General features: G+C 58.6%; 21 protein-coding genes. 13 read left to right on the forward strand and 8 right to left on the reverse strand.

The window, feature by feature from the left end; genetic code table 11:
- The first annotated feature begins 150 nt into the window (after nucleotides 1-150).
- The 6 genes from ACTJKV_RS03820 (at nucleotide 151) to ACTJKV_RS03845 (ending at nucleotide 5,643) form a co-directional block, all read left to right on the forward strand.
- Nucleotides 151-630 carry a YcgN family cysteine cluster protein gene (locus tag ACTJKV_RS03820; RefSeq protein ID WP_062425774.1) on the forward strand — a complete coding sequence of 160 codons (480 nt, stop codon included), beginning with the start codon at nucleotides 151-153 and terminating at the stop codon, nucleotides 628-630.
- Nucleotides 631-903: 273 nt separating this feature from the next.
- On the forward strand, nucleotides 904-1,689 hold the full coding sequence (gene blaOXA, locus ACTJKV_RS03825) for a class D beta-lactamase (RefSeq protein WP_440598483.1): 786 nt from the start codon (nucleotides 904-906) through the stop codon (nucleotides 1,687-1,689).
- Between the two features lie 8 nt (nucleotides 1,690-1,697).
- The gene (locus tag ACTJKV_RS03830) at nucleotides 1,698-2,309 is read left to right on the forward strand and encodes a class I SAM-dependent methyltransferase (RefSeq protein WP_440598460.1); all 612 of its coding nucleotides are present in this window, start codon (nucleotides 1,698-1,700) and stop codon (nucleotides 2,307-2,309) included.
- Nucleotides 2,310-2,496: 187 nt separating this feature from the next.
- Nucleotides 2,497-5,025 carry a heavy metal translocating P-type ATPase gene (locus ACTJKV_RS03835; RefSeq protein WP_440598461.1) on the forward strand — a complete coding sequence of 843 codons (2,529 nt, stop codon included), beginning with the start codon at nucleotides 2,497-2,499 and terminating at the stop codon, nucleotides 5,023-5,025.
- On the forward strand, nucleotides 5,022-5,450 hold the full coding sequence (gene cueR / locus ACTJKV_RS03840; protein WP_440598462.1) for a Cu(I)-responsive transcriptional regulator: 429 nt from the start codon (nucleotides 5,022-5,024) through the stop codon (nucleotides 5,448-5,450). Before ACTJKV_RS03835 ends, cueR begins: the two co-directional genes overlap by 4 nt.
- A complete protein-coding gene (locus tag ACTJKV_RS03845) occupies nucleotides 5,443-5,643 on the forward strand; it encodes a heavy-metal-associated domain-containing protein (protein ID WP_440598463.1) in 201 nt (66 codons plus the stop codon). The genes cueR and ACTJKV_RS03845 overlap by 8 nt, the downstream gene beginning before the upstream one ends.
- Before the next feature lie 42 nt (nucleotides 5,644-5,685).
- On the opposite strand, the gene ACTJKV_RS03850 is transcribed toward ACTJKV_RS03845, so the two are convergent.
- The 3 genes from ACTJKV_RS03850 to ACTJKV_RS03860 all read right to left on the reverse strand — a co-directional run bounded on the left by ACTJKV_RS03850 (nucleotide 5,686) and on the right by ACTJKV_RS03860 (nucleotide 7,915).
- The gene (locus tag ACTJKV_RS03850; RefSeq protein WP_062599547.1) at nucleotides 5,686-5,934 is read right to left on the reverse strand and encodes a hypothetical protein; all 249 of its coding nucleotides are present in this window, start codon (nucleotides 5,932-5,934) and stop codon (nucleotides 5,686-5,688) included.
- 29 nt (nucleotides 5,935-5,963) lie between these two features.
- A complete protein-coding gene (locus tag ACTJKV_RS03855) occupies nucleotides 5,964-6,134 on the reverse strand; it encodes a hypothetical protein (RefSeq protein WP_165456988.1) in 171 nt (56 codons plus the stop codon).
- 65 nt (nucleotides 6,135-6,199) lie between these two features.
- Nucleotides 6,200-7,915: a GH32 C-terminal domain-containing protein gene (locus ACTJKV_RS03860; protein ID WP_440598464.1), complete on the reverse strand. Its 1,716-nt coding sequence runs from the start codon at nucleotides 7,913-7,915 to the stop codon at nucleotides 6,200-6,202.
- A 256-nt stretch (nucleotides 7,916-8,171) separates the two neighbouring features.
- On the opposite strand from ACTJKV_RS03860, the gene ACTJKV_RS03865 reads away from it, so the two are divergent.
- The 3 genes from ACTJKV_RS03865 (at nucleotide 8,172) to ACTJKV_RS03875 (ending at nucleotide 11,469) form a co-directional block, all read left to right on the forward strand.
- Nucleotides 8,172-9,632 carry a protein adenylyltransferase SelO gene (locus tag ACTJKV_RS03865; RefSeq protein WP_440598484.1) on the forward strand — a complete coding sequence of 487 codons (1,461 nt, stop codon included), beginning with the start codon at nucleotides 8,172-8,174 and terminating at the stop codon, nucleotides 9,630-9,632.
- Between the two features lie 121 nt (nucleotides 9,633-9,753).
- Nucleotides 9,754-10,674, forward strand: a complete 921-nt coding sequence (locus tag ACTJKV_RS03870; protein ID WP_440598465.1) for a dihydrodipicolinate synthase family protein — start codon at nucleotides 9,754-9,756, stop codon at nucleotides 10,672-10,674.
- A 57-nt stretch (nucleotides 10,675-10,731) separates the two neighbouring features.
- Nucleotides 10,732-11,469 (forward strand): polysaccharide deacetylase family protein, encoded by a 738-nt coding sequence (locus ACTJKV_RS03875; protein WP_440598466.1) that lies wholly within the window; start codon nucleotides 10,732-10,734, stop codon nucleotides 11,467-11,469.
- Nucleotides 11,470-11,486: 17 nt separating this feature from the next.
- Here ACTJKV_RS03875 and ACTJKV_RS03880 read toward each other — a convergent pair whose 3' ends face one another.
- Both ACTJKV_RS03880 and ACTJKV_RS03885 read right to left on the reverse strand, forming a co-directional pair.
- Nucleotides 11,487-12,656, reverse strand: a complete 1,170-nt coding sequence (locus ACTJKV_RS03880; RefSeq protein ID WP_440598467.1) for an AI-2E family transporter — start codon at nucleotides 12,654-12,656, stop codon at nucleotides 11,487-11,489.
- Between the two features lie 152 nt (nucleotides 12,657-12,808).
- Entirely contained in the window at nucleotides 12,809-13,669 is an 861-nt protein-coding gene (locus ACTJKV_RS03885; protein ID WP_440598468.1) for a VOC family protein, read from the reverse strand.
- Between the two features lie 219 nt (nucleotides 13,670-13,888).
- Between ACTJKV_RS03885 and ACTJKV_RS03890 the strand changes: the two genes are divergently transcribed.
- From ACTJKV_RS03890 to ACTJKV_RS03900, 3 genes are all read left to right on the forward strand, one after another.
- Nucleotides 13,889-14,299: a universal stress protein gene (locus tag ACTJKV_RS03890; RefSeq protein WP_112952257.1), complete on the forward strand. Its 411-nt coding sequence runs from the start codon at nucleotides 13,889-13,891 to the stop codon at nucleotides 14,297-14,299.
- Nucleotides 14,300-14,415: 116 nt separating this feature from the next.
- Complete coding sequence (trhA, locus tag ACTJKV_RS03895; RefSeq protein WP_062438134.1) at nucleotides 14,416-15,087, forward strand: PAQR family membrane homeostasis protein TrhA; 672 nt, start codon at nucleotides 14,416-14,418, stop codon at nucleotides 15,085-15,087.
- 97 nt (nucleotides 15,088-15,184) lie between these two features.
- Nucleotides 15,185-15,685: a GNAT family N-acetyltransferase gene (locus ACTJKV_RS03900; RefSeq protein ID WP_274103850.1), complete on the forward strand. Its 501-nt coding sequence runs from the start codon at nucleotides 15,185-15,187 to the stop codon at nucleotides 15,683-15,685.
- A gap of 58 nt (nucleotides 15,686-15,743) precedes the next feature.
- On the opposite strand, the gene ftrA is transcribed toward ACTJKV_RS03900, so the two are convergent.
- Nucleotides 15,744-16,772 (reverse strand): transcriptional regulator FtrA, encoded by a 1,029-nt coding sequence (gene ftrA, locus ACTJKV_RS03905; protein WP_274103849.1) that lies wholly within the window; start codon nucleotides 16,770-16,772, stop codon nucleotides 15,744-15,746.
- 90 nt (nucleotides 16,773-16,862) lie between these two features.
- On the opposite strand from ftrA, the gene ACTJKV_RS03910 reads away from it, so the two are divergent.
- The gene (locus ACTJKV_RS03910) at nucleotides 16,863-17,258 is read left to right on the forward strand and encodes a rhodanese-like domain-containing protein (protein WP_274103848.1); all 396 of its coding nucleotides are present in this window, start codon (nucleotides 16,863-16,865) and stop codon (nucleotides 17,256-17,258) included.
- Between the two features lie 44 nt (nucleotides 17,259-17,302).
- On the opposite strand, the gene bioB is transcribed toward ACTJKV_RS03910, so the two are convergent.
- Together bioB and ACTJKV_RS03920 are read right to left on the reverse strand one after the other, a co-directional pair.
- The gene (gene bioB / locus ACTJKV_RS03915) at nucleotides 17,303-18,298 is read right to left on the reverse strand and encodes a biotin synthase BioB (RefSeq protein WP_274103847.1); all 996 of its coding nucleotides are present in this window, start codon (nucleotides 18,296-18,298) and stop codon (nucleotides 17,303-17,305) included.
- A complete protein-coding gene (locus tag ACTJKV_RS03920; protein WP_113179354.1) occupies nucleotides 18,291-18,866 on the reverse strand; it encodes a biotin transporter BioY in 576 nt (191 codons plus the stop codon). Before ACTJKV_RS03920 ends, bioB begins: the two co-directional genes overlap by 8 nt.
- Between the last annotated feature and the right edge of the window lie 367 nt (nucleotides 18,867-19,233).

Raw genomic sequence — 19,233 nt, forward strand, 5'->3', positions numbered from 1 at the left:
ACGCTTGACGCGATAAGCTTGCGCGGGTCATTCCTCACCACCACTCCGCCGGATTTAAGAATTATCTTATAATCCAGCCTATGGCGATACGACAAAACGGGCTTTCCTATTTGATGCCCGAAGATGCAAAATGAAACGGAAATCTTAACGATGAGTGACGCGCCGTTCTGGAAAACCAAATCGCTGGCGCAAATGAGTAACAGCGAATGGGAGAGCCTATGCGATGGCTGTGGCCTCTGCTGTCTCAACAAGCTGGAAGACTGGGATACGGGCGAGGTGGTGTTTACCTCCGTCGCCTGCCAGCTGCTGGACGGCACGAGCTGTCGCTGTTCCGACTATGAAAACCGCCGCGCCACCGTGCCCGACTGTATCCAGCTCGATCTGAAGCTGGTTGATGAGATCGGCTGGTTGCCGCCGACATGCGCCTATGCGCTGGTGCGGGACGGGCAGGATCTCTACTGGTGGCACCATCTGGTGTCGGGTGATCCCGAAACCGTTCACGTGGCGGGCATTTCCGCACGTGGTCGCACCGTCAATGAGAATGACGTCGATGTGGACGACTTTGAGGACTACGTGGTGGACTGGCCGTTGACGGTGGGAGAGCGACCGGAGGCGCAAAAACCGCGTTGAGTACAAACCTGTGCGCTCTCGTCAGCCCGTGCAAAATCCCGTCCTATTCCTGCCGCATGACCTCTGTATCTCGCTACCTTGCTTTTCTTAGGCCCGTTCCCGGCTATGATGATCGGCCAGACAATGAAGGACCCCGCATGCGCCGAAGTCAAAAGCATGGCCAGCGCAAAAACGTGACCCGGTTTTGCGACGGCGTCATGCGACAAAACCAGGAGCTCAAGCGTGAAAAGCGCATCTGAAAGAGTGCGGCGTGCTTTAACGCTTCTTGCGCCGATCTGCGTTCTTTTATCCGGTGTCGGGCCCACGCGCGCTCAGGCCGTGCAGCCTTTCGAATGCACGCTGGTCACATCGGTGGAAACCGGTGCCGTCATCAACCAGCAGGGCGCCTGCGACAGGCGCGTCTCGCCAGCCTCCACCTTCAAGGTGCCGCTTGCGCTGATCGGTTATGACGCCGGAATTCTGCAGGACGAGTTCAATCCGGCCTGGGACTGGCAGAAGGGCATGGATGCAGCCCCGCAAGAGCGCAAGACAGTCGATCCGACGACGTGGCAGAAAGAGTCGATCCGCTGGTATTCGCGCGAAATCACCAGACGTCTCGGAAAGGAGAAATTTGTTTCCTATGTCCGGCGCCTCGGTTTCGGCAATGGTGACGTGGCCGGAGAGCCGGGCAAGGACAATGGGTTGACCGACGCCTGGGTGAACACCTCCCTGGAAATTTCTCCGGTCGAGCAGGTGGGGTTCATGCGCCGACTGCTGGCTAACAACCTGCCTTTTTCTCGTGATGCGCAAAACAAGACCAAGGCCATCGTTCCGGTGTTTGATGGTGCGGAAGCCTGGAGTGCTCATGGCATGACCGGGACCGGCACCATGAAAGGGCCGGATGGTAAGCCAGATCCCAATCGTCCCTTCGGTTGGTTCGTCGGCTGGGCCGAACGCGAAGGTCAGCACATCGTCTTCGTTCGCCTGCGCGTGGGCGACAAGCCCTCGGAGCAGCCAATGGGCGAGGTGGTGCGCGGCGAGTTCCTGCGCGATATTCAGCGTTACGCCACCCATCGGTAGAAGCGGCCATGTCTGCTGATGCGGCAAGCAATATCATCGCGCTGTACCAGACATATGCTGAGGATTTTGATCGGTCGCGCAGCCGCGCGCTGATGGAGAAGCATTGGCTGGACAGGTTTCTCGTATATCTGCCGCCGAAGGCTTCGATACTGGACATTGGCTGCGGAGCCGGGGAGCCCATCGCGCGCTACTGCATCGAAAACGGTCACGAGGCGACTGGCATCGACGCCTCTCCCGCGCTGATTTCGCTTTGCCGTGCGCGCTTTCCCGGCCATCGATGGCTGGTCCGAGATATGCGCGATATGAGATTGGATAGCCGATTTGATGGCCTGATCGCCTGGCACAGCCTCTTTCACCTGACGCCGGACGACCAGCAAATTGTCCTCCAAACATGCATGCGCCTGGCAGCGGAAGAGGCCGTCTTGATGTTTACGGCGGGGCCAGACCGCCGGGAAACGCTTGGACGTTTCTGTGGCCAACCGCTTTATCACGCCAGCCTGGCATTTGAGGAATATCGGGTGATCCTCGCTGGCGGTGGCTTTCAGATCATCGAAAATGCGATCGACGACCAGAGCTGTGGTGGGGCGACGGTCTATTTGGCGAGACAAAGCGGCGCTTAGCTTTTCCGCGAAGAGCGTGCGTATGGGCCGCGGCTGCCGGTTTTGGCGACCATGCCATAAAATGCAATTTCCTCCCTTGACCTTCCCATGATGGGAAGCCCTACATTCGTGTTGTTTCACGTCGGAACTATTTTGAAGTTCCGCCCGTCATAATCATGACAGTGACAGACCTCGAAAGGGGAAAGCGATGAACGAGATGGTCAGACCCAAGCAATTGCAGGAGCCTTTGTCGACTCCCGTCGGAGGCATGACCTGTGCGTCCTGCGTTCGTCGCGTGGAAATGGCGGCGGCGAAGGTTCCGGGTGTCGCCTCCAGCTCCGTCAACTTCGCGACGAAAAAGCTGACGGTGGAGCCTGCAGAAGGCTTTTCTGCCAAGACCTTGGCGGCGGCGGTCAAGAAGATCGGCTATGAAATCGAGCCTACACGAACCGAATTTTTCGTTAATGGCGTGAAAGGTGAGGCGGACGCCTCACGGTTGAAGGGCGTGCTTGAGGCCATCGCCACGGTCGTCAATGCAAAGGTCGAGGCTGACGGCAAGGTCCTCGTCGAAGGTATGGGCGGCTTGCGCCAGCGCGAGATGGTCATCGAAACGGCGAAAGCCGCTGGCTTCCCACCTGCCGCGGCAAAGGCCACGCAGCATGACCACTCTGCTCATCAACATCACGGCGCACATGATCACGCCCACCATATGGGTGACGAAGCGACGTTAAAGCGCGATGTGATCATCGCAGCCGTGCTGACCGCGCCCCTCTTCGTGTTGGAGATGGGCGGGCATATCTATGCGCCGATGCACCACTGGTTGATGGGCGTGATCGATACCCAGAACCTTTACTACGTCTATTTCCTGTTGGCGACGGCGGTAATTTTTGGACCGGGACGACGCTTCCTGAAGAGCGGCTTTCCTGCCCTTTTCCATGGGGCGCCGGAGATGAATTCGCTAGTGGCGCTCGGTGTCAGCGCAGCCTATCTCTATTCCCTGGTCACGACCTTTGCGCCGGGCGTCCTGCCGGAAAATGCCCGCCACGTCTATTACGAAGCGGCCACCGTCATCGTCACGCTCATCCTTATCGGACGGCTGCTTGAGGCCCGCGCCAGCGGCAAAACGGGCGATGCGATCCGAAAGCTCGCAAGCCTTCAGGCCAAGACCGCGCGCATTGAGCGTCATAGTGAGGTCGTCGATTTGGCCGTGGACGAGGTGAGGGCAGGCGACGTTGTCGTCATTCGCCCCGGCGAGCGGTTGCCGGTCGATGGAGAGGTGGTCGACGGTCATTCCTATGTGGACGAATCGATGATCTCGGGAGAGCCTGTTCCGGTGGAAAAGACCGTGGGCACTGGGGTTGTGGGCGGCACGATCAACAAGACCGGCGCATTCAAATATCGGGCGACGAAGGTCGGCGGGGATATGATGCTGTCGCAGATCATCAGGCTGGTGGAGCAAGCGCAAGGGTCGAAGCTTCCCATTCAACTGGTGGTCGACAGGGTCACCGCGCTGTTCGTCCCGGTCGTTATCGGCATCGCGCTCTTGACCTTCATCGTCTGGGCCGTCGTCGGTCCCGATCCAGCCTACACATTTGCATTGATCAACGCCGTTGCCGTGCTCATCATTGCCTGCCCCTGCGCCATGGGGCTCGCAACACCGACTTCCATCATGGTCGGTACCGGCCGTGCCGCAGAACTTGGGGTGCTCTTCCGCAAGGGCGAAGCGCTACAGCAGCTGCGCAATGCCGAGATCGTCGTGGTCGACAAGACCGGCACGGTGACAAAAGGCCGGCCGGAACTGACTGACCTGATCGTCGCGGATGGCTTTGAGCAGGACGACGTTCTGCGTCTGGTCGCTTCAGTCGAAGCACACTCGGAGCATCCGATTGCAGAGGCCATCACCCGTGCGGCGCGGGAGAAAATGGCAGCTCCTGCAGGACTCGAACCGATGAATGCCCGGAACTTCGAAAGCATCACCGGTTATGGCATCCGCGCAGTCGTTGATGGCCGCCAGGTCGATGTCGGTGCGGATCGATATATGGAAAAGCTTGGCCTGTCGGTCGCATCTTTCGCCGACGCCGCGAAGCGCTTGGGCCGTGAAGGCAAGACTCCGATTTATGCCGCGATCGATGGTGTGCTTGCCGCCGTCGTCGCGGTTGCCGATCCTTTGAAACCTTCGAGCGTCGAGGCGATCAGAACGCTTCGTAGCATGGGCATCGAGGTAGTGATGGTAACCGGCGACAATGAGGCGACGGCGCGTGCGATTGCTGATGAGGTCGGCATCGACAGGGTCATCGCCGGCGTCCTGCCGGAAGGCAAGGTGGAGGCCATCCACGACCTCCGCCAGGGCGGGAAAATCCTTGCCTTCATCGGCGATGGCATCAATGACGCGCCAGCGCTTGCCGAGGCCGATATCGGCATCGCCATCGGAACGGGCACGGATGTCGCGATTGAAAGTGCGGATGTGGTGCTGGTCGGTGGCGATCTGATCGGTGCCGTCCACGCAATCGAAATGAGCCGCGCAACGATGAGCAACATTCGCCAGAACCTGTTCTGGGCGTTCGGCTACAACGTCGCGCTGATCCCACTCGCCGCCGGCGTGCTTTACCCGGCTTTCGGCATCACGCTGTCACCAATGATCGGAGCAGGTGCCATGGCGCTGTCCTCGGTTTTCGTCGTGGGCAATGCGCTGCGCCTCAAGACCATAAGCGCCACGGGTGGAAAGGTGACGTCATGAATATCGGCGAAGCCTCAGAGGCATCCGGCGTCTCTGCGAAGATGATCCGCTATTACGAGCAGATCGGCCTGATCTCTCCCGCGACACGGGCGGACAATAATTACCGGCTCTATGGCGATCAGGAAGTCCATAATCTCCGCTTCATCAAGCGCGCCCGCACCCTTGGTTTTTCGCTGGAGGAAACCGAAGCTCTGCTGAAACTCTGGCAGGACAAGGCGCGAGAAAGCGGCGCCGTGAAAGCAATTGCTCTCACCCATATTGCCGACCTGGAGCGCAAGATCGAGGATATGAAGAGCATGGTGAAAACGCTATCACACCTCGCCCATTGCTGCGGCGGCGACCACAGACCGGATTGCCCGATCCTGGATGACCTAGCCGGAAGCCGAACCATCAAAACTAATAAAGAAAGGAAAGACCATGACTGAGACTACATTCACCGTGCCGGACATGACCTGCGGCCACTGCGAGAAAACCATCCGCAATGCATTGAGCGAGGCACTGCCCGGTGCTGAGGTGAGTATCGATCTGTCATCGCACAAGGTCGTGGTAGACGGCGACGCGGAGACGGCGATGGCGGCCATGCAGGAGGTGGGTTATACGCCGGAGCGAGCCGCATAAGTCAGCTCGCTCCGGCACGAAGTTGGCTACAACGGCTTCGCGTCAAACCTCGTCGAAAGCGCCGCCTTCGCGCGATGGATTGCGGTCAATGACGCGCTCCTCCTCATCGTCCGGGAGAGCCTCGTCGCTCTCCTGGTAAGGGTCGTCTTCCGTCTCGAGTTCATCTTCCTCGATTTCGTGCTCCAGCTCCTGCGGGATTTCGCCCTTCGCCGGGAGTTCTTCTACATCCAGGTCTGAAACTGCCTGATCGAGTGCGTCTTCACTTTCCAGAAGTGGTTCGCGCGGGTCCATGGGTTTTCCTCTTCGATATGGGGCTTGATTTAGGATTGGGTCGAGGCAATCAGGATCGCCGCCATGTAGATGACAAAGGCCAGGATGCCGATGCCTGCGATCACCAGCACGATGCCTTTGCCAGCCTTGCGTTTTTCGCCTTTGTTCTCATTCGCCTGCGTAGGAAAATGGACCGGATCTGTTTCTCTAATCTGTGTCATCTGATCGCCCTTTTTGAAAATCTCGTCATTCAGGAAAGGCGCAAAAGCAGCAAAGGTTCCTATATTTACTGTTTGAGACTCCAGATTGTCGCATGCGCGACGGCCCCCTCAAGAGTTTTCAGGTGGGCTGCGCGCACCGGCTTGAAGCTGGCGATACGCTTGGTGCCGACGTAGCGTCCCCGGTCGGCAAATACCTCGATCGATCCGTAATCGATAAAGATGCGCAGGCGATAGGGGCGTGCCCCTTCGGAGACATAACGCGGCGATGCACCGTCTCGACCGTCCTCGTGGCGAATCCACAGACCGGTTTCGTCGCAGACGACACCGAGCCTCACATCTGGATGGTCGAATTCCAGATCGAAGGGCAGGCCAGGCTTGTTGAGTTCGAACAGCAACTCCACCGCACCCGTGGAGAGATCGACCCGGTCGCCAGCCGCCAGTCTCGTGCGGTCCAGAATGCGATGCCGCAGGCTTTCCGCCGCCCCGATCGGCGGTGTGAGAAGTGCGCCGTTGGAAAAATGCAGCCGCCGCGGCAGGGTCATGGAGGTCGGGAAGTCGATCTCGGGTGTCGCATCCGCCCAATTCGCCAACCAGCCAATGCCGACGATGCTGTCACCGTCGAGAAACGCCTGGAAGGCATAATTGTCGGTGCCGAAATCGAGCTCCTGGCCGAATTCCTTGACGAACTTCTTGCCGTCGAACCAGCCGACATCAGCCATCGTCAGGTTCTTCCGTCCCGTGGCGGGATCTTCCGAATGCATCAGGCCATAGGTCAGGACCCAGCGTGTGGAGCGGGCATTGGCCGGTCCATCGAGCGGCAGCAGGCAGGGGCACTCAATCGCTGTGGTCTTGTAGCGGGTCTCCACCCAGAGCTTGCCCACATAGGTCCAGCCGGAAGCGGCTGTCGGGTCCTGCGTTTCATAAAGCAGGATGACGCCGCCGCTGTCGCTCTGGCTGCCGAGCAGCATCTTCCAGAGGCCATCGGGGCCGCGCACCACATAAGGGTCGCGAAAGTCCGGCGTCAGCCCTTGCCCATCAGGCCGGTGGCCGAGGATAACCTCCGCCTGTCCCGCCATGATCAGATCGGAGGAGGTGGCGGTGAGCTGGATCTGTTGCTCGGGCACACGGTCCTGCACCTGTTCGGTGAAAAAGACGCGAATGCCGGTTCCTTCCACAAGCGGGATCGTAGATCCGGAATAGGCACCACCGCGCTTGTCCGGCCGCGTCGTGAGATCTTCGGACGGGAAGAGGAAGATTGGCAGGTGTCGCCAGCGCAGATAATCCGACGAGATCGCATGGCCCCAGTGCATCGTGTTCCAGCGTAGCCCATGAGAGTAGTGCTGGTAGAAGAGATGCGGGTGTCCCTCGAACCGTCCAAACCCGTTTGGGTCATTCATCCAGCCGAAGGGTGGGCGGAAGTGATAGCTGTCCGGCAGATCCGGTGGGGCATTGTCCGGCTTGGTGTGGACGACGGTAATGCCGGTCTCCAGCACGTCGGAGGCGGTGAACCAGTAGATCACCGAGACGGCCGTCGTCATCGTGTCATAGGCGATATCGACGCGCCCGCCGCCAAACACCTGATAGATGCGAAAACTGTACTCTTCCAGATTGGAGGTGGAGACTTCGCCGAACTTCCCATTGGCGTTTGAAAACGAGACAGCGCCTGCAACATCCGGCTTCTTCGCCTTCAGCCAGACATGGAATGTGGCATTGACGGGAAGATCGGTGTGAATGGTGCGGATCGCGCTTTCGCTCTCGGTTGGCGCAGCGATGTCATTCATTCCACTATCCTTTCTTTGCAAACCAGGCTCAGAATAGGAATGAAAATGGCAGGTTAAAGTTCACTGGCAAAAAGGCCGGGCAGTAGTCCCGTGTGATGAAGACCAATCCGTAAGGCCTCGCCGCCATCCCGAAATGGAGGCGCACCAGTGACGGACAGGGGCTGCAGGCTGACCTGTTCGTATCTTGGTATCATCTTGAACACTGGCAAAGCCGGGCTTCAGACCCAATATAGGGGCAAAAGGGAGCAAGCCCGTGATCCGTTTCGACAATTCCTATGCCCGCCTGCCGGAGCGCTTTACCGCTGCCGTTCTTCCTACGCCGGTCAAGGCACCGCAGCTCATCGCCTTCAATCGGCCCTTGGCAGAAGAGCTTGGCCTTGATGTAGAGGGTATTGATGACGAGCGGCTGGCGGCGATCTTCTCCGGCAACGCCGTACCCCAGGGGGCCGAACCTTTGGCGATGGCCTATGCCGGACATCAGTTCGGCAATTTCGTGCCCCAGCTCGGGGACGGCCGCGCCATTCTGTTAGGTGAGGTGATCGACCGCCAAGGCAGGCGGCGTGACATTCAATTGAAAGGTTCTGGTCCGACGCGCTTCTCCCGCAGGGGAGACGGCCGTGCGGCGCTAGGACCGGTTCTTCGCGAATATATCGTTTCTGAGGCAATGTTCGCGCTCGGCATTCCCGCGACCCGTGCTCTGGCAGCGGTGGCGACAGGTGAACGCGTTCAGCGCGAAATTGGTCTGCCAGGCGGCGTCTTCACCCGCGTTGCAGCAAGCCACATCCGCGTCGGCACCTTCCAGTTTTTCGCCGCGCGCGAAGATACCGAAGCCTTGAAGGCGCTATCCGACCACGTCATCGATCGGCACTATCCCGAGGCCCGGCAATCGGAAACGCCCTATCTCGCCATGCTGCAGGCCATTGCCGAGAGGCAATGCGACCTGATCTGCCGCTGGCTGATGGTGGGCTTCATCCATGGTGTGATGAACACCGACAATATGGCCGTATCCGGTGAAACCATCGACTTCGGCCCCTGCGCCTTCATGGATGAGTACCATCCAAACAAAGTGTTTTCCTCAATCGATGCCCAGGGCCGTTACGCCTATAACAACCAGCCCGGCATCGCCCAATGGAATATCGCAAGGCTTGCCGAATGCCTGATCCCACTATTGGATGAGGATCAGGACAAGGCCGTCGATATGGCCAATGGTGTGCTGGCGGATTTCGGCAAGGCGTTTCCGAAACGTTGGATTTCCGGCATGCGCACCAAGCTCGGGCTTCAGACTGAGGCAGAGGGTGACGAGCAGTTGGTGCAGGATCTCCTGGCGCTGATGCAGCGGTCGGAAGTGGACTACACCCTGACCTTTCGCAGGCTCTGTGATGCCGCAAGCGATAACGCCGAGCCGTTCCGCGGCATGTTCATCGACCTCACTGCTGCGGACGAATGGTTGGAGCGCTGGAGGAACCGCGCGGCGCAGGAGAGCCGTTCAGGCCAGGAGCGTGCAGACGCCATGCGCGCCGTCAACCCGGCCATCATTCCGCGAAACCACAGGATCGAGGAAGTGATTGCCGCGGCCGTCGAGGATAATGATTTTGCGCCTTTCCACGAGATGATAAAGGCAACCGCCCGTCCTTTCGAAGAACTGCCGGAATTCTCCGTCTACATGCAAGCGCCGATGAACCATGAGAGGGTCTTCAGAACCTTTTGCGGAACCTGAGAAAGCCCACGGGATAGTAGTTGCTTATCTGCAACCATATCTCAATGATTTCATATCGTTATTGTCGTTCCGTCATTTGCCCCGTAATCCTTCTCGAAGAGGGATTTCGGGGTGACGTCGTATGAGCAGCAGGTTTCATGGCCTTTCGGCATTTCCGCTGACGCCAGCAGATGAGCATGGCCGCGTCGATGTGGAAGCGCTGTCTCGCCTGATCGAGAGGCTGGATGCGGCAGGCGTCGATTCCATCGGACTTCTCGGCAGTACCGGCAGCTATGCTTATCTCAGCCGCGAAGAGCGCCTACGTGCCGTTCAGGCGGCCGTCGAATGCCTGAAAGGCAAACGAACACTCATTGTCGGGGCAGGGGCGCTGCGCACGGATGAGGCTTTTGCACTGGCGCAAGATGCCGAAAAGGCAGGCGCCGATGCGCTTTTGCTGGCACCTGTCTCCTACACACCTCTGACCCAGGAAGAGGCGTATCATCACTTCGCCGCGGTCGCTGGCTCCACGGCGCTGCCGCTCTGTATCTATAACAACCCGTCCACCACACATTTCACCTTTGGTGAAGAGCTGCTGGTGCGGCTTGCCTATATTCCCCATATCCTCTCGGTGAAAATGCCGCTGCCTTCGGACATGCAGTTCAAGGCGGAACTGGAACGACTACGTCCACGCCTCGGAGAGGGTTTTGCCATTGGCTATAGTGGAGACTGGGGCTGCGCCGACGCGTTGCTTCAGGGGGCGGATAGCTGGTATAGCGTCATTGCCGGGCTTCTGCCCGTTCCGGCGCAGCGTCTCTTCACCGCTGCCAAGGCGGGCAACAAGGCGGAGGTGCAGCGCTTGCAGTCGTTCTTTGAACCGCTCTGGGCGCTCTTCAAGACCTTTGGCAGCTACCGCGTGATCTACACGGCTGCAAATCTCCTCTCGCTCACCCACCGCCAGCCGCCACTGCCCATCATGCCGCTTGGTGTCAGCGATACGCAACGCGTGGAGGAAGCGCTGGCGAAGCTCGCCGAACTGGACGCGCTGCCGGCAGCAACGCCATAATTCCGGCGTTTTGAGAGCCGCATTGCCAAGTGAAATTTGATTGAAAGCCCGTCTGATATGTTGAAGCCTATTGCCCTTGCCGCCCTGTTTGCGACCCTTGCCATGCCAGCCTTTGCCGGAACGGGGCTTCTGGAGCCGAGCCTCAAAATGCCTGTTTCGAAAGCGCAGGCAAAGGGTGCGCCGGTGCGCGTCGCCATCACGCTGGATGCCTGCATGGGCAAGACCGATTTTCGTATTCTCAACACGCTGGTGCAGGAAAAGATTCCGGCGACCATCTTCGTTACGGCCCGCTGGCTGAAACACAATAGCGATGCCCTTGCGATCCTGATGGCCCACCCGGATCTTTTCGAACTGGAAAACCACGGCGAAAATCATATCCCAGCGGTGGACAAGCCGGTGTCGATCTATGGCATTGCAGCGGCCGGTTCCGAGCAGGCCGTCGTTCAGGAGGTCGAGGGCGGCAGGCAGGCCATTCTTGCTGCGACCGGCAGGCAGCCGCAATGGTTTCGCGGCGCCACGGCAAAATATACCAACACCTCCATGACCACGATCAATCAGCTCGGCGAGCGCGTCGCCGGCTATTCCATCAATGGCGATGGCGGATCACTTCTTGGAAGCGCGATGACGGCAAAGCATATTGCTGGCGCGAAGGATGGCGATGTGGTGATCTCGCACATCAATCAGCCAACCCATGAGGCAGGCGAGGGTGTGGTGAAAGGTCTGCTGGCTCTGAAAGCGCGCGGAGTCACCTTCATGCGGCTGGACGATCCGGCCTTCAATCCACCTTCCAACTGACCAGGTGGGCTAACGGATCAGTCTGGCAGGTTTGGTACGACCCGACGCGATGGGAAGAGTTCGCGCGCGATCGTCATGCCGATGAGCGACAGCGGCAGTGCGAGCATCGCGCCTGCTGCGCCCCACATCCATGTCCAGAAGATGATGGCGACGAAGACGAGGAATGGGTTGATCTCCATGTTCTTGCCGACGACCGCCGGGAAGACGAGGTTTTCCATCAGCAAGTGGATGGTGAAGAAGACGATGGAGGGAAGCAGCGCGAGAAACAGGTTGTCATGCGTGATGATGCCCGCGATCGCCAGCGCCAACGTCATCGCCGTGATGCCGATAAACGGGACGAAGCTGGAGAGAAACGCGAACAGCCCCCAGAGGAACGGCATGGCGAGACCGCCAAGGAACGCGATCACCACCATGGAAACGCCAAGTGCTGCATAGAGCAGCGAAGCGGTGGCGAAGTAGGAGCCCAGAACGTTTTCGATGGAGGCGATAGTGCGGATGGTTCTAAGCCGCTGATGGCGCTGCGGAAAGGCCATGATGACGGCTTTACGCAGTCGCAGACGACTGTAGAGAAAAAGCAGCAATGCCGCGAAGAACATCAGACCCTGCACGATAGCGGGCGTCAGGTTGGCACCCACCACCGATATGATCTCGCCACTGCGCGAGATCAGCGATTCCATCGAAATGTTGCCGAGGTTGAATGTCGCTGAGGAAATGTTCACCCATCGCCAGCCTTGCAGGTAGGGCAGGAAGCGATCAAGCGTCCGTTCAAGCAGCGCCGGACCTTCATTCGCAAGCGCCGATAGAGGCTCGACCAACGAGTTGATGACAAGAAACAGAACGAGCGCCACCGCCGATGACAGAATGAGGGCGACAGCGAAACCGGGAATGCCGTAGGAGCCGAGCTTTTCCGCTGCGACACCGAGGATCATGCCGACGACGATCGCCATAACGATGGGGATGAGGACGAGAGAAAGCGCGTGGATCACGCTCATCAGAACGATGATGAAGAGGCCGACGACCGACCATGCGACGGCCACATCAAGCGCCTCACGCCCAAGCGGTTGCTGGCTGCGGGCATCGTCCTGCGCCGTGGCGAGCGCACTTTTGAGAACCGGATCGCGATTTTGCTCGATGGGAAGCGCTTCGGCTTTCTTTTTTTTCTTCCGGCTGAAAACGTGGTTGTTCATCTTTTTCCCGACCCCTCATGGAGAGCTATAACTCTCCGTGCGGGTCGCAGTTCCAGAACCGCTAAAATAAGGAAAGGGCACGTGATTTGCGCCCTTTTCAAGCGGTCAGAGCGTGTCGCGATCTCTCGACTCCGCTTCACGCTGACCACGCGTTATGCAGACAGCTTCAAACCGATGCCCCATGGATCTTTTACGGCAATCCCGTCGCTCTGACGCTCGGTCGGAATTTCCAATCGGTCCAGTGCGGCAAGTGCCGTGGCGAGGGTCTCTTTTTCGTTGAATTTCAAAGAGTAGCCCGACAGTCCTGTCATATTCTCTTTGCGCGTTTCGGCGCCCCTGCTGTTCCAGATATTGGCTGCCACATGGTGGTGGTAGGCACCGTAGCCGAAGAAGCTGGCTCCGGGATAACGTGCCATGATCTTCAACCCGAGAACATCCTGATAGAACGCATCCGCTTGCGGTAGTGCGCCGACCTGAAGATGAATATGGCCGATTGCAGTGCCTTCGGCGGCCTGCCGGAATGGGGTTTTGCCGGCGCTCTCATAAAGTGCCTGGAGATCGAGCCTCTTCGTTGCCATCTCCACCGTTCCGTCGGGCTGGTAGTTCCACTCGTCCGGTTGCCGGTCGCGATAGACCTCGATGCCGTTTCCTTCCGGGTCGGACAGATAGATCGCCTCGCTGACGAGGTGATCCGACGCACCCTCAAGCCGGATATTGTTATGCGCCACATGCGCTAGCCAGTCCGCCAAGGCATTGCGGCTTGGCAGGAGGAAGGCGGTATGGAAAAGGCCGGCTGCGGTGGTTGGCGCTTTCGCGGCCTCGTTGGACGTTGTCAGCGTCAAGAGCGGCAAATCATTGACGCCAAGAATCTCACCGCTGGCACTCTTGTCGATAACCGAAAGGCCGATGACGTCCTGATAGAAGCGGGAGACCTGACCGAGATCTTTCACCACCAGATGCGCCTGTCCCACATAGCCGTGGCGGGTGAAGGCAAACTGCTTTTTAGTGTCCATTGGACCGTCTCCATTTCGTTCGCTAGGCCGCGAAGTTGTTGACCTCAATATGGAGACAGTCGATCGTTCCGAGAAGCTCACCATTCGGCGATAAACTGTCTAATAATCGTTGACAGCAACGCGTTCGGACTTGACGTCCGTTATGGCGAAACTTTCCTGGAGAGCCTATAATTACAGGCAGGAAGCATCAGAATTGCTTCCAAACCAAGGGAGCATGCAATGTACGGAAAAATCCTGGTACCTGTCGATCTCAGCAACGCCAACAAGGCAGAGCGCGCGGTGAAAAAGGCCGAGGCGCTTCTCGATCAAGGCGGCCAGATCGTGCTGATGAATGTGGTGGAAGATCTGCCGGGCTATCTGGCAATCGATGTGCCAATGGACATCATCGAAAATGCGGTGAAGGATGCAAAGAGCCAGCTCGCCGTTCTGAAGGCGAAGTCGCCGCATATTTCGTTGACGGAAATTCGAAGCGGTGCTCCAGCCCGTGAAATTCTGGCGTTCGCGGAAGAGATGGGCGTGGATCTCATCATCATCTCCTCGCACACACCGGATTTCACCAACTATTTCATTGGCTCCACCGCAGATCGCGTGGTGCGTCATGCCAAGTGCTCGGTACTGGTGGACCGTTAAACCCGTCTCCGGTTTTGCAACAGGCAGGAACGGAAAGTGAAGTCTGACTCCGCCCGTCGTCTTGTTCCCGTCTCATAATGGCGTCATGATGTGGCGACGACGGACGGGAAAACGAAATGAGCGAGCTTTGGCCTTTTGGCCGCCGGTATGACCTTCATGAAATTGTAGCCGATGGCATCGTGCATGGCGTCGGCATTGCCTTTGCCCTTGTGGGGGCGACTGCGCTCATTTTCTACGTGACCCTTTGGGGCAGCCTCAGCGCAATTGCAGCGGCTTGGATCTACGCGCTCGGGCTTATTCTCTGTCTCTCGATTTCCTTCACCTACAACATCTGGCCGCATTCGCGGGCGAAGTGGCTGCTTCGCAGGCTCGATCATTCGGCAATTTTCATCTTGATTGCCGCCACTTACACGCCGTTTCTCCAGCGCGGCATCGAAGATCCTCTGATTGCGCTGACGCTCGCCGGAATCTGGATGGCGGCTCTCGGCGGTATTTTCCTTAAATGCTTCTACCCCGGACGATATGACCGGCTGGCCATCTTGCTCTATCTCGGGATGGGATGGAGCGGGGTAATGGTGGCAGAGCCTCTGTCGAACCATCTGGCACCGATCACCATGTGGCTGATCGTCATTGGCGGCATGATCTACTCAATGGGCGTGATCTTCCACGTGTGGGAACGCCTGCGGTTTCAGAATGCCATCTGGCATGGCTTCGTGGTGGTGGCCGCTGCGGTCCATTACTCCGCGGTGATGACGAGCTTTAGCCTCACGCCGGTGATCGGCTCCTGATCCTGTCATTCGCTTGAAGCCTTCCGAAAATCGCTTCACACACTCTGCCTTGATCCCTATGGTCGGGGTAGACATTGATACGAAGCGGATATCGAGAATGAGCATTCAACTGCGCGACGCCACCGTCGAAGACCTCGCCGGCATCATGGAAATTTACAATGATGCCGTTGAGAACACGACCGCCATCTGGAACGAAATCCTGGTGGATCTCGATAACCGCAAGGAATGGTTCAAGCTGCGCAAGGAGCGCGGCTTTCCAGTAATCGTGGCGATCAAGGATGGCGCTGTCCTAGGTTACGCCTCGTTTGGCGACTGGCGCGCATTTGACGGTTACCGCCACACGCGCGAACATTCGGTCTATGTGCATAAGGATGCACGCGGCCACGGTATTGGCAGGCTGCTGATGCTGTCACTCATCGAACACGCCAAGGCCAGCGGCGTGCATGTGCTGATCGGGGCCATCGAGTCCGAAAACGTCGCTTCCATTCGTCTTCACGAAAAGCTCGGCTTCCACATTGCAGGTCAATATTCGGAAGTCGGCAAGAAATTCGGCAGATGGCTGGACCTCACCACGATGGAACTCAGGGTGCCCTCATAAGCGGCTAAAGCGCCGTGCGTCCTAACGGACGCACAAAGGACGCTTTCCCTTTTTGAATCTACGCCTCGTGCTTTTCGAAAATCGTGTCCGATTTTCGGGCCGATGCTGTGGAGCTGAACCTGCCGCGATAGGCGGCAGGCGTGGTGGAAAACTGTTCGCGGAAGTGGTGACGCAGATTGGCGGTGGAGCCAAGCCCGCAGCTTTCGGCAATTGCCGCGATCGTCAGCCCCGATGTTTCCAGCAGATCCTTGGCCTTTGAAAGTCGCTGCAGCAAAAGCCACTTTGCCGGCGTGGTGCCTGTTGCCGCCTCGAAGCGGCGCAGCAGAGTCCGCGCACTCATCCCTGCCATATCTGCGAGTTGGGCAACCGTAAAACTCTTGCTGAGATCGGCCTGCATCGCATCGAGCAGTGGCCCAAGCCTTGCCTTTTCATGAAGCTCCGGCACGGCCTTATCGATGAACTGCGCCTGTCCGCCGTCACGATGCGGCGGCACCACCAGGCGACGTGCCACCATATTGGCAGCCTTCGTACCAAAGTCACGACGGATCAGATGCAGGCAGAGATCGATGCCTGCCGCACTTCCGGCGGAGGTTAGCACCGTGCCTTCATCGACATAGAGCACATCCGGCAGAACCGTGATGGCCGGATAACGCTCCTTCAGTGCCTCGGTGTAACGCCAATGGGTGGTCGCGCGTTTAACGTCGAGCAACCCGCTTGCCGCCAGAACGAAGACGCCGGAACAGATGGAAAGCAGCCGCGCGCCCTTCGCATGAGCCCTCTGCAACGCCGCGCAAAGTGCGTCCGGAACGGGCGCATCCATTCCGCGCCAGCCTGGCACAATGATAGTGCCCGCCTGTTCGACAAGCTCCAAGCCGCCATCGGCCGTAAAGCGCACCCCACCTGTCGCGCGCATTTCTCCGTCATCCACCGCGGCCACCGCAAAGCGATACCAGTCGCCTCCCATTTCGGGACGAGCAAGACCGAAGACTTCGACGGCAACGCCGAATTCGAAGGTGCAAAGCCCGTCATAGGCAAGCGCCACGACGAGCCGGTTCGGATTGCTGCTGGTGGTTGGATGGTTTGTCATGATCTTTACGATATATGGCAATCCTGCCATCTGCCAAGGAGGAAAAACACGATCTAAACTTGGGGACGCTTGATAAGAAGGAGACGAACCTTGAGCTATGTCACTGAAATACTAGCGGCTCCCGCTGAGATCGTTATCGACCATTTCTCGAAGCGGCTTTCGGTCGAGACCGATTGCTGGGATGTCTTTGCATCCATGGAGAAGGGCGAACAGGATTTCGTCCTTCTGCATGTCGTCGGTTCGCCGGCGGTATTTGCAAAGCGTCACCTGCCGGGCGCCATCCATCTTCGCCATGTGGATATGACGGCAGAACGCATGCGGGCATGGCCGCAGGACACGCTCTTCGTCGTCTACTGTGCCGGCCCGCATTGCAATGGCGCGGATCGGGCGGCTCTGAACCTCGCCCGGCTCGGGCGCAAGGTGAAGATCATGATCGGTGGAATGACCGGCTGGGCAGATGAAGGTTTTGCCTTCATGACCGCCTGAAGAAGACGGGCAGCAAAAAGGGCTGCCCGTCTCAAATGCTTTGGCTAAGCGGCGGATGCTCGTTCCGCATCATCACTGACCGGCCCGATAGCGGCGAGCAATTCGGCATCCTCACCAATGCCGGCATTCGGCGTCGTCAGCAGCGTATCGCCATAGAAGATCGAGTTGGCGCCCGCCATGAGGCAGAGGATTTGTGCCTCTTGGGTCAGGCTGGAGCGACCGGCCGACAGGCGCACGGTGGATTGCGGCATGACGAGGCGCGCGGTTGCCACCATGCGCACCAGTTCCAGCGGATCGATGCGTTCTCGCTTGGCAAGCGGCGTGCCTTCGACGGGGACCAGCGCGTTGATGGGCACGCTTTCCGGGTGAGGTGCGAAGCCCGCCAGAACCTGCAGCATCGCGGCGCGATCGCGAATGCCTTCGCCCATGCCGATAATCCCGCCGCTACACAGTTCGACGCCTGTGGCGCGAACGGTGGAAAGCGTCTCCAGGCGATCCTGATAGGTTCGGGTGGTGATGATGCGGCTATAAAATTCCGGGCTGGTATCGAGATTGTGGTTATAGGCGGTCAAACCCGCCTTGGCCAGGCGCTCGGCTTGGTGCGGTTTCAGCATGCCGAGCGTGACGCAGGCTTCCATGTCGAGGCGGCGCACGCCTTCCACCATTTCGATGACAGCATCGAACTCCTTGCCGTCACGCACCTGCCGCCAGGCAGCCCCCATACAGAAGCGCTCCGCACCCGCAGCTTTGGCCGTTGCTGCCATCGCCAGCACCTTTTGAGGCTCCATCAGCAGGTCGCGGGTCAGATCCACCTCGCGATGATGGGCCGATTGCGGGCAGTAGGCGCAGTTTTCCGGACAGCCACCCGTCTTGATCGACAGGAGGCTCGCCTTCTGCACCCGGTTCGGGTCGTGATACTGCCGGTGAACCCCATTGGCGCGGCCCACGAGTTCCAGAAGCGGAAGCCGATAGAGCACGGCAATCTCGTCGACGCTCCAGTCGTGCCGGATGACGCCGTCCTGTTTCGCGCCCTCAGTCATTGGCGGCTTTCTCCAATCCCTTGACCTTGGGAAGAAGCATAGAAGCAGCCGCGACAACGCCGATCTTGACGAGGTCGCCAAGGATGAATGGCGCAACGCCGACGGATAGCACCTTTGCGGCAGGAACGAAGGCCAGCAGCCATGCCATGCCGAAGGCATAGACCACGACAAGTCCCGCCAGCATGGCAAACACACGCCGCAATAATGTCCCGTTCTGGGCAAGCCATCCCGTCAGCAAGGATGCCACGAGGAAGCCGGCAAGATATCCGCCGGTCGGCCCGATCATATAGGCAAGGCCGATACCGCGTTCGGGGGAGCCTGAGAAGACCGGCAGTCCTACAGCACCCGTTGCCAGATAGGCGATGAAGATCGCGCAGGCCATGCGAGGCCCAAATGCAACGGCAAAGCCCATCACCGCCAGAGTATGAAGGGTAATCGGCACCGGCCAAAAGGGAACCTGCGTCTTCGCCGCGAGCGTCATTAGCGCCACGCCCGCGACGATCATAAGAGCTTGGCGAGGCAAGCTGCGTGTTGCGGGAAGGGAGGAAGATATATCAGTTCTGATCATGGCACTCTCAAATTATAGATAATTAATCGATGGAATTTAGCTTAATGAGAGTCTCGAAAGAGTCAAGGCGCTAAGAAATGGCTGAAAATGCAAAATTATCTATAAAATTTGATTGACCGAAGAGGTGTGCATTTGAACGGAGACAGAAGGTCCGATCCAGGAGCGTGGCGAACGGAGCTGGGAGTGCTTGAATACGGGAAGAGCAGGATGCCGAGGCGAATACGTCTCGCGGATTGAACGCGAGAGCTCGGCAACTTTCGTTGGGAGACGTCGTCCAAATGGTTTTGATTAAAGCGACGGTGCGCCCCGGAGGAGCATCGGCGACAGAAGTGCGCCTTTTTTGAAGGGATTCCTGTTTGCCTGAAGG

The sequence above is a fragment of the Agrobacterium sp. 22117 genome, assembly GCF_052045735.1.
GTDB lineage: Bacteria > Pseudomonadota > Alphaproteobacteria > Rhizobiales > Rhizobiaceae > Agrobacterium > Agrobacterium cavarae.

Bases quoted from the DNA above. Each gene is read 5' to 3' on its own strand.
- trhA (WP_062438134.1), top strand. From the start codon at position 14,416: ATGAGCGAGCTTTGGCCTTTTGGCCGCCGGTATGACCTTCATGAAATT.
- ACTJKV_RS03900 (WP_274103850.1), top strand. From the start codon at position 15,185: ATGAGCATTCAACTGCGCGACGCCACCGTCGAAGACCTCGCCGGCATC.
- bioB (WP_274103847.1), bottom strand. From the start codon at position 18,298: ATGACTGAGGGCGCGAAACAGGACGGCGTCATCCGGCACGACTGGAGC.
- ACTJKV_RS03880 (WP_440598467.1), bottom strand. From the start codon at position 12,656: ATGAACAACCACGTTTTCAGCCGGAAGAAAAAAAAGAAAGCCGAAGCG.
- ACTJKV_RS03920 (WP_113179354.1), bottom strand. From the start codon at position 18,866: ATGATCAGAACTGATATATCTTCCTCCCTTCCCGCAACACGCAGCTTG.
- ACTJKV_RS03885 (WP_440598468.1), bottom strand. From the start codon at position 13,669: ATGGACACTAAAAAGCAGTTTGCCTTCACCCGCCACGGCTATGTGGGA.
- ACTJKV_RS03875 (WP_440598466.1), top strand. From the start codon at position 10,732: ATGTTGAAGCCTATTGCCCTTGCCGCCCTGTTTGCGACCCTTGCCATG.
- ftrA (WP_274103849.1), bottom strand. From the start codon at position 16,772: ATGACAAACCATCCAACCACCAGCAGCAATCCGAACCGGCTCGTCGTG.
- ACTJKV_RS03855 (WP_165456988.1), bottom strand. From the start codon at position 6,134: ATGACACAGATTAGAGAAACAGATCCGGTCCATTTTCCTACGCAGGCG.
- cueR (WP_440598462.1), top strand. From the start codon at position 5,022: ATGAATATCGGCGAAGCCTCAGAGGCATCCGGCGTCTCTGCGAAGATG.
- ACTJKV_RS03860 (WP_440598464.1), bottom strand. From the start codon at position 7,915: ATGAATGACATCGCTGCGCCAACCGAGAGCGAAAGCGCGATCCGCACC.
- ACTJKV_RS03890 (WP_112952257.1), top strand. From the start codon at position 13,889: ATGTACGGAAAAATCCTGGTACCTGTCGATCTCAGCAACGCCAACAAG.
- ACTJKV_RS03820 (WP_062425774.1), top strand. From the start codon at position 151: ATGAGTGACGCGCCGTTCTGGAAAACCAAATCGCTGGCGCAAATGAGT.
- ACTJKV_RS03835 (WP_440598461.1), top strand. From the start codon at position 2,497: ATGAACGAGATGGTCAGACCCAAGCAATTGCAGGAGCCTTTGTCGACT.
- ACTJKV_RS03870 (WP_440598465.1), top strand. From the start codon at position 9,754: ATGAGCAGCAGGTTTCATGGCCTTTCGGCATTTCCGCTGACGCCAGCA.
- ACTJKV_RS03845 (WP_440598463.1), top strand. From the start codon at position 5,443: ATGACTGAGACTACATTCACCGTGCCGGACATGACCTGCGGCCACTGC.
- ACTJKV_RS03850 (WP_062599547.1), bottom strand. From the start codon at position 5,934: ATGGACCCGCGCGAACCACTTCTGGAAAGTGAAGACGCACTCGATCAG.
- ACTJKV_RS03830 (WP_440598460.1), top strand. From the start codon at position 1,698: ATGTCTGCTGATGCGGCAAGCAATATCATCGCGCTGTACCAGACATAT.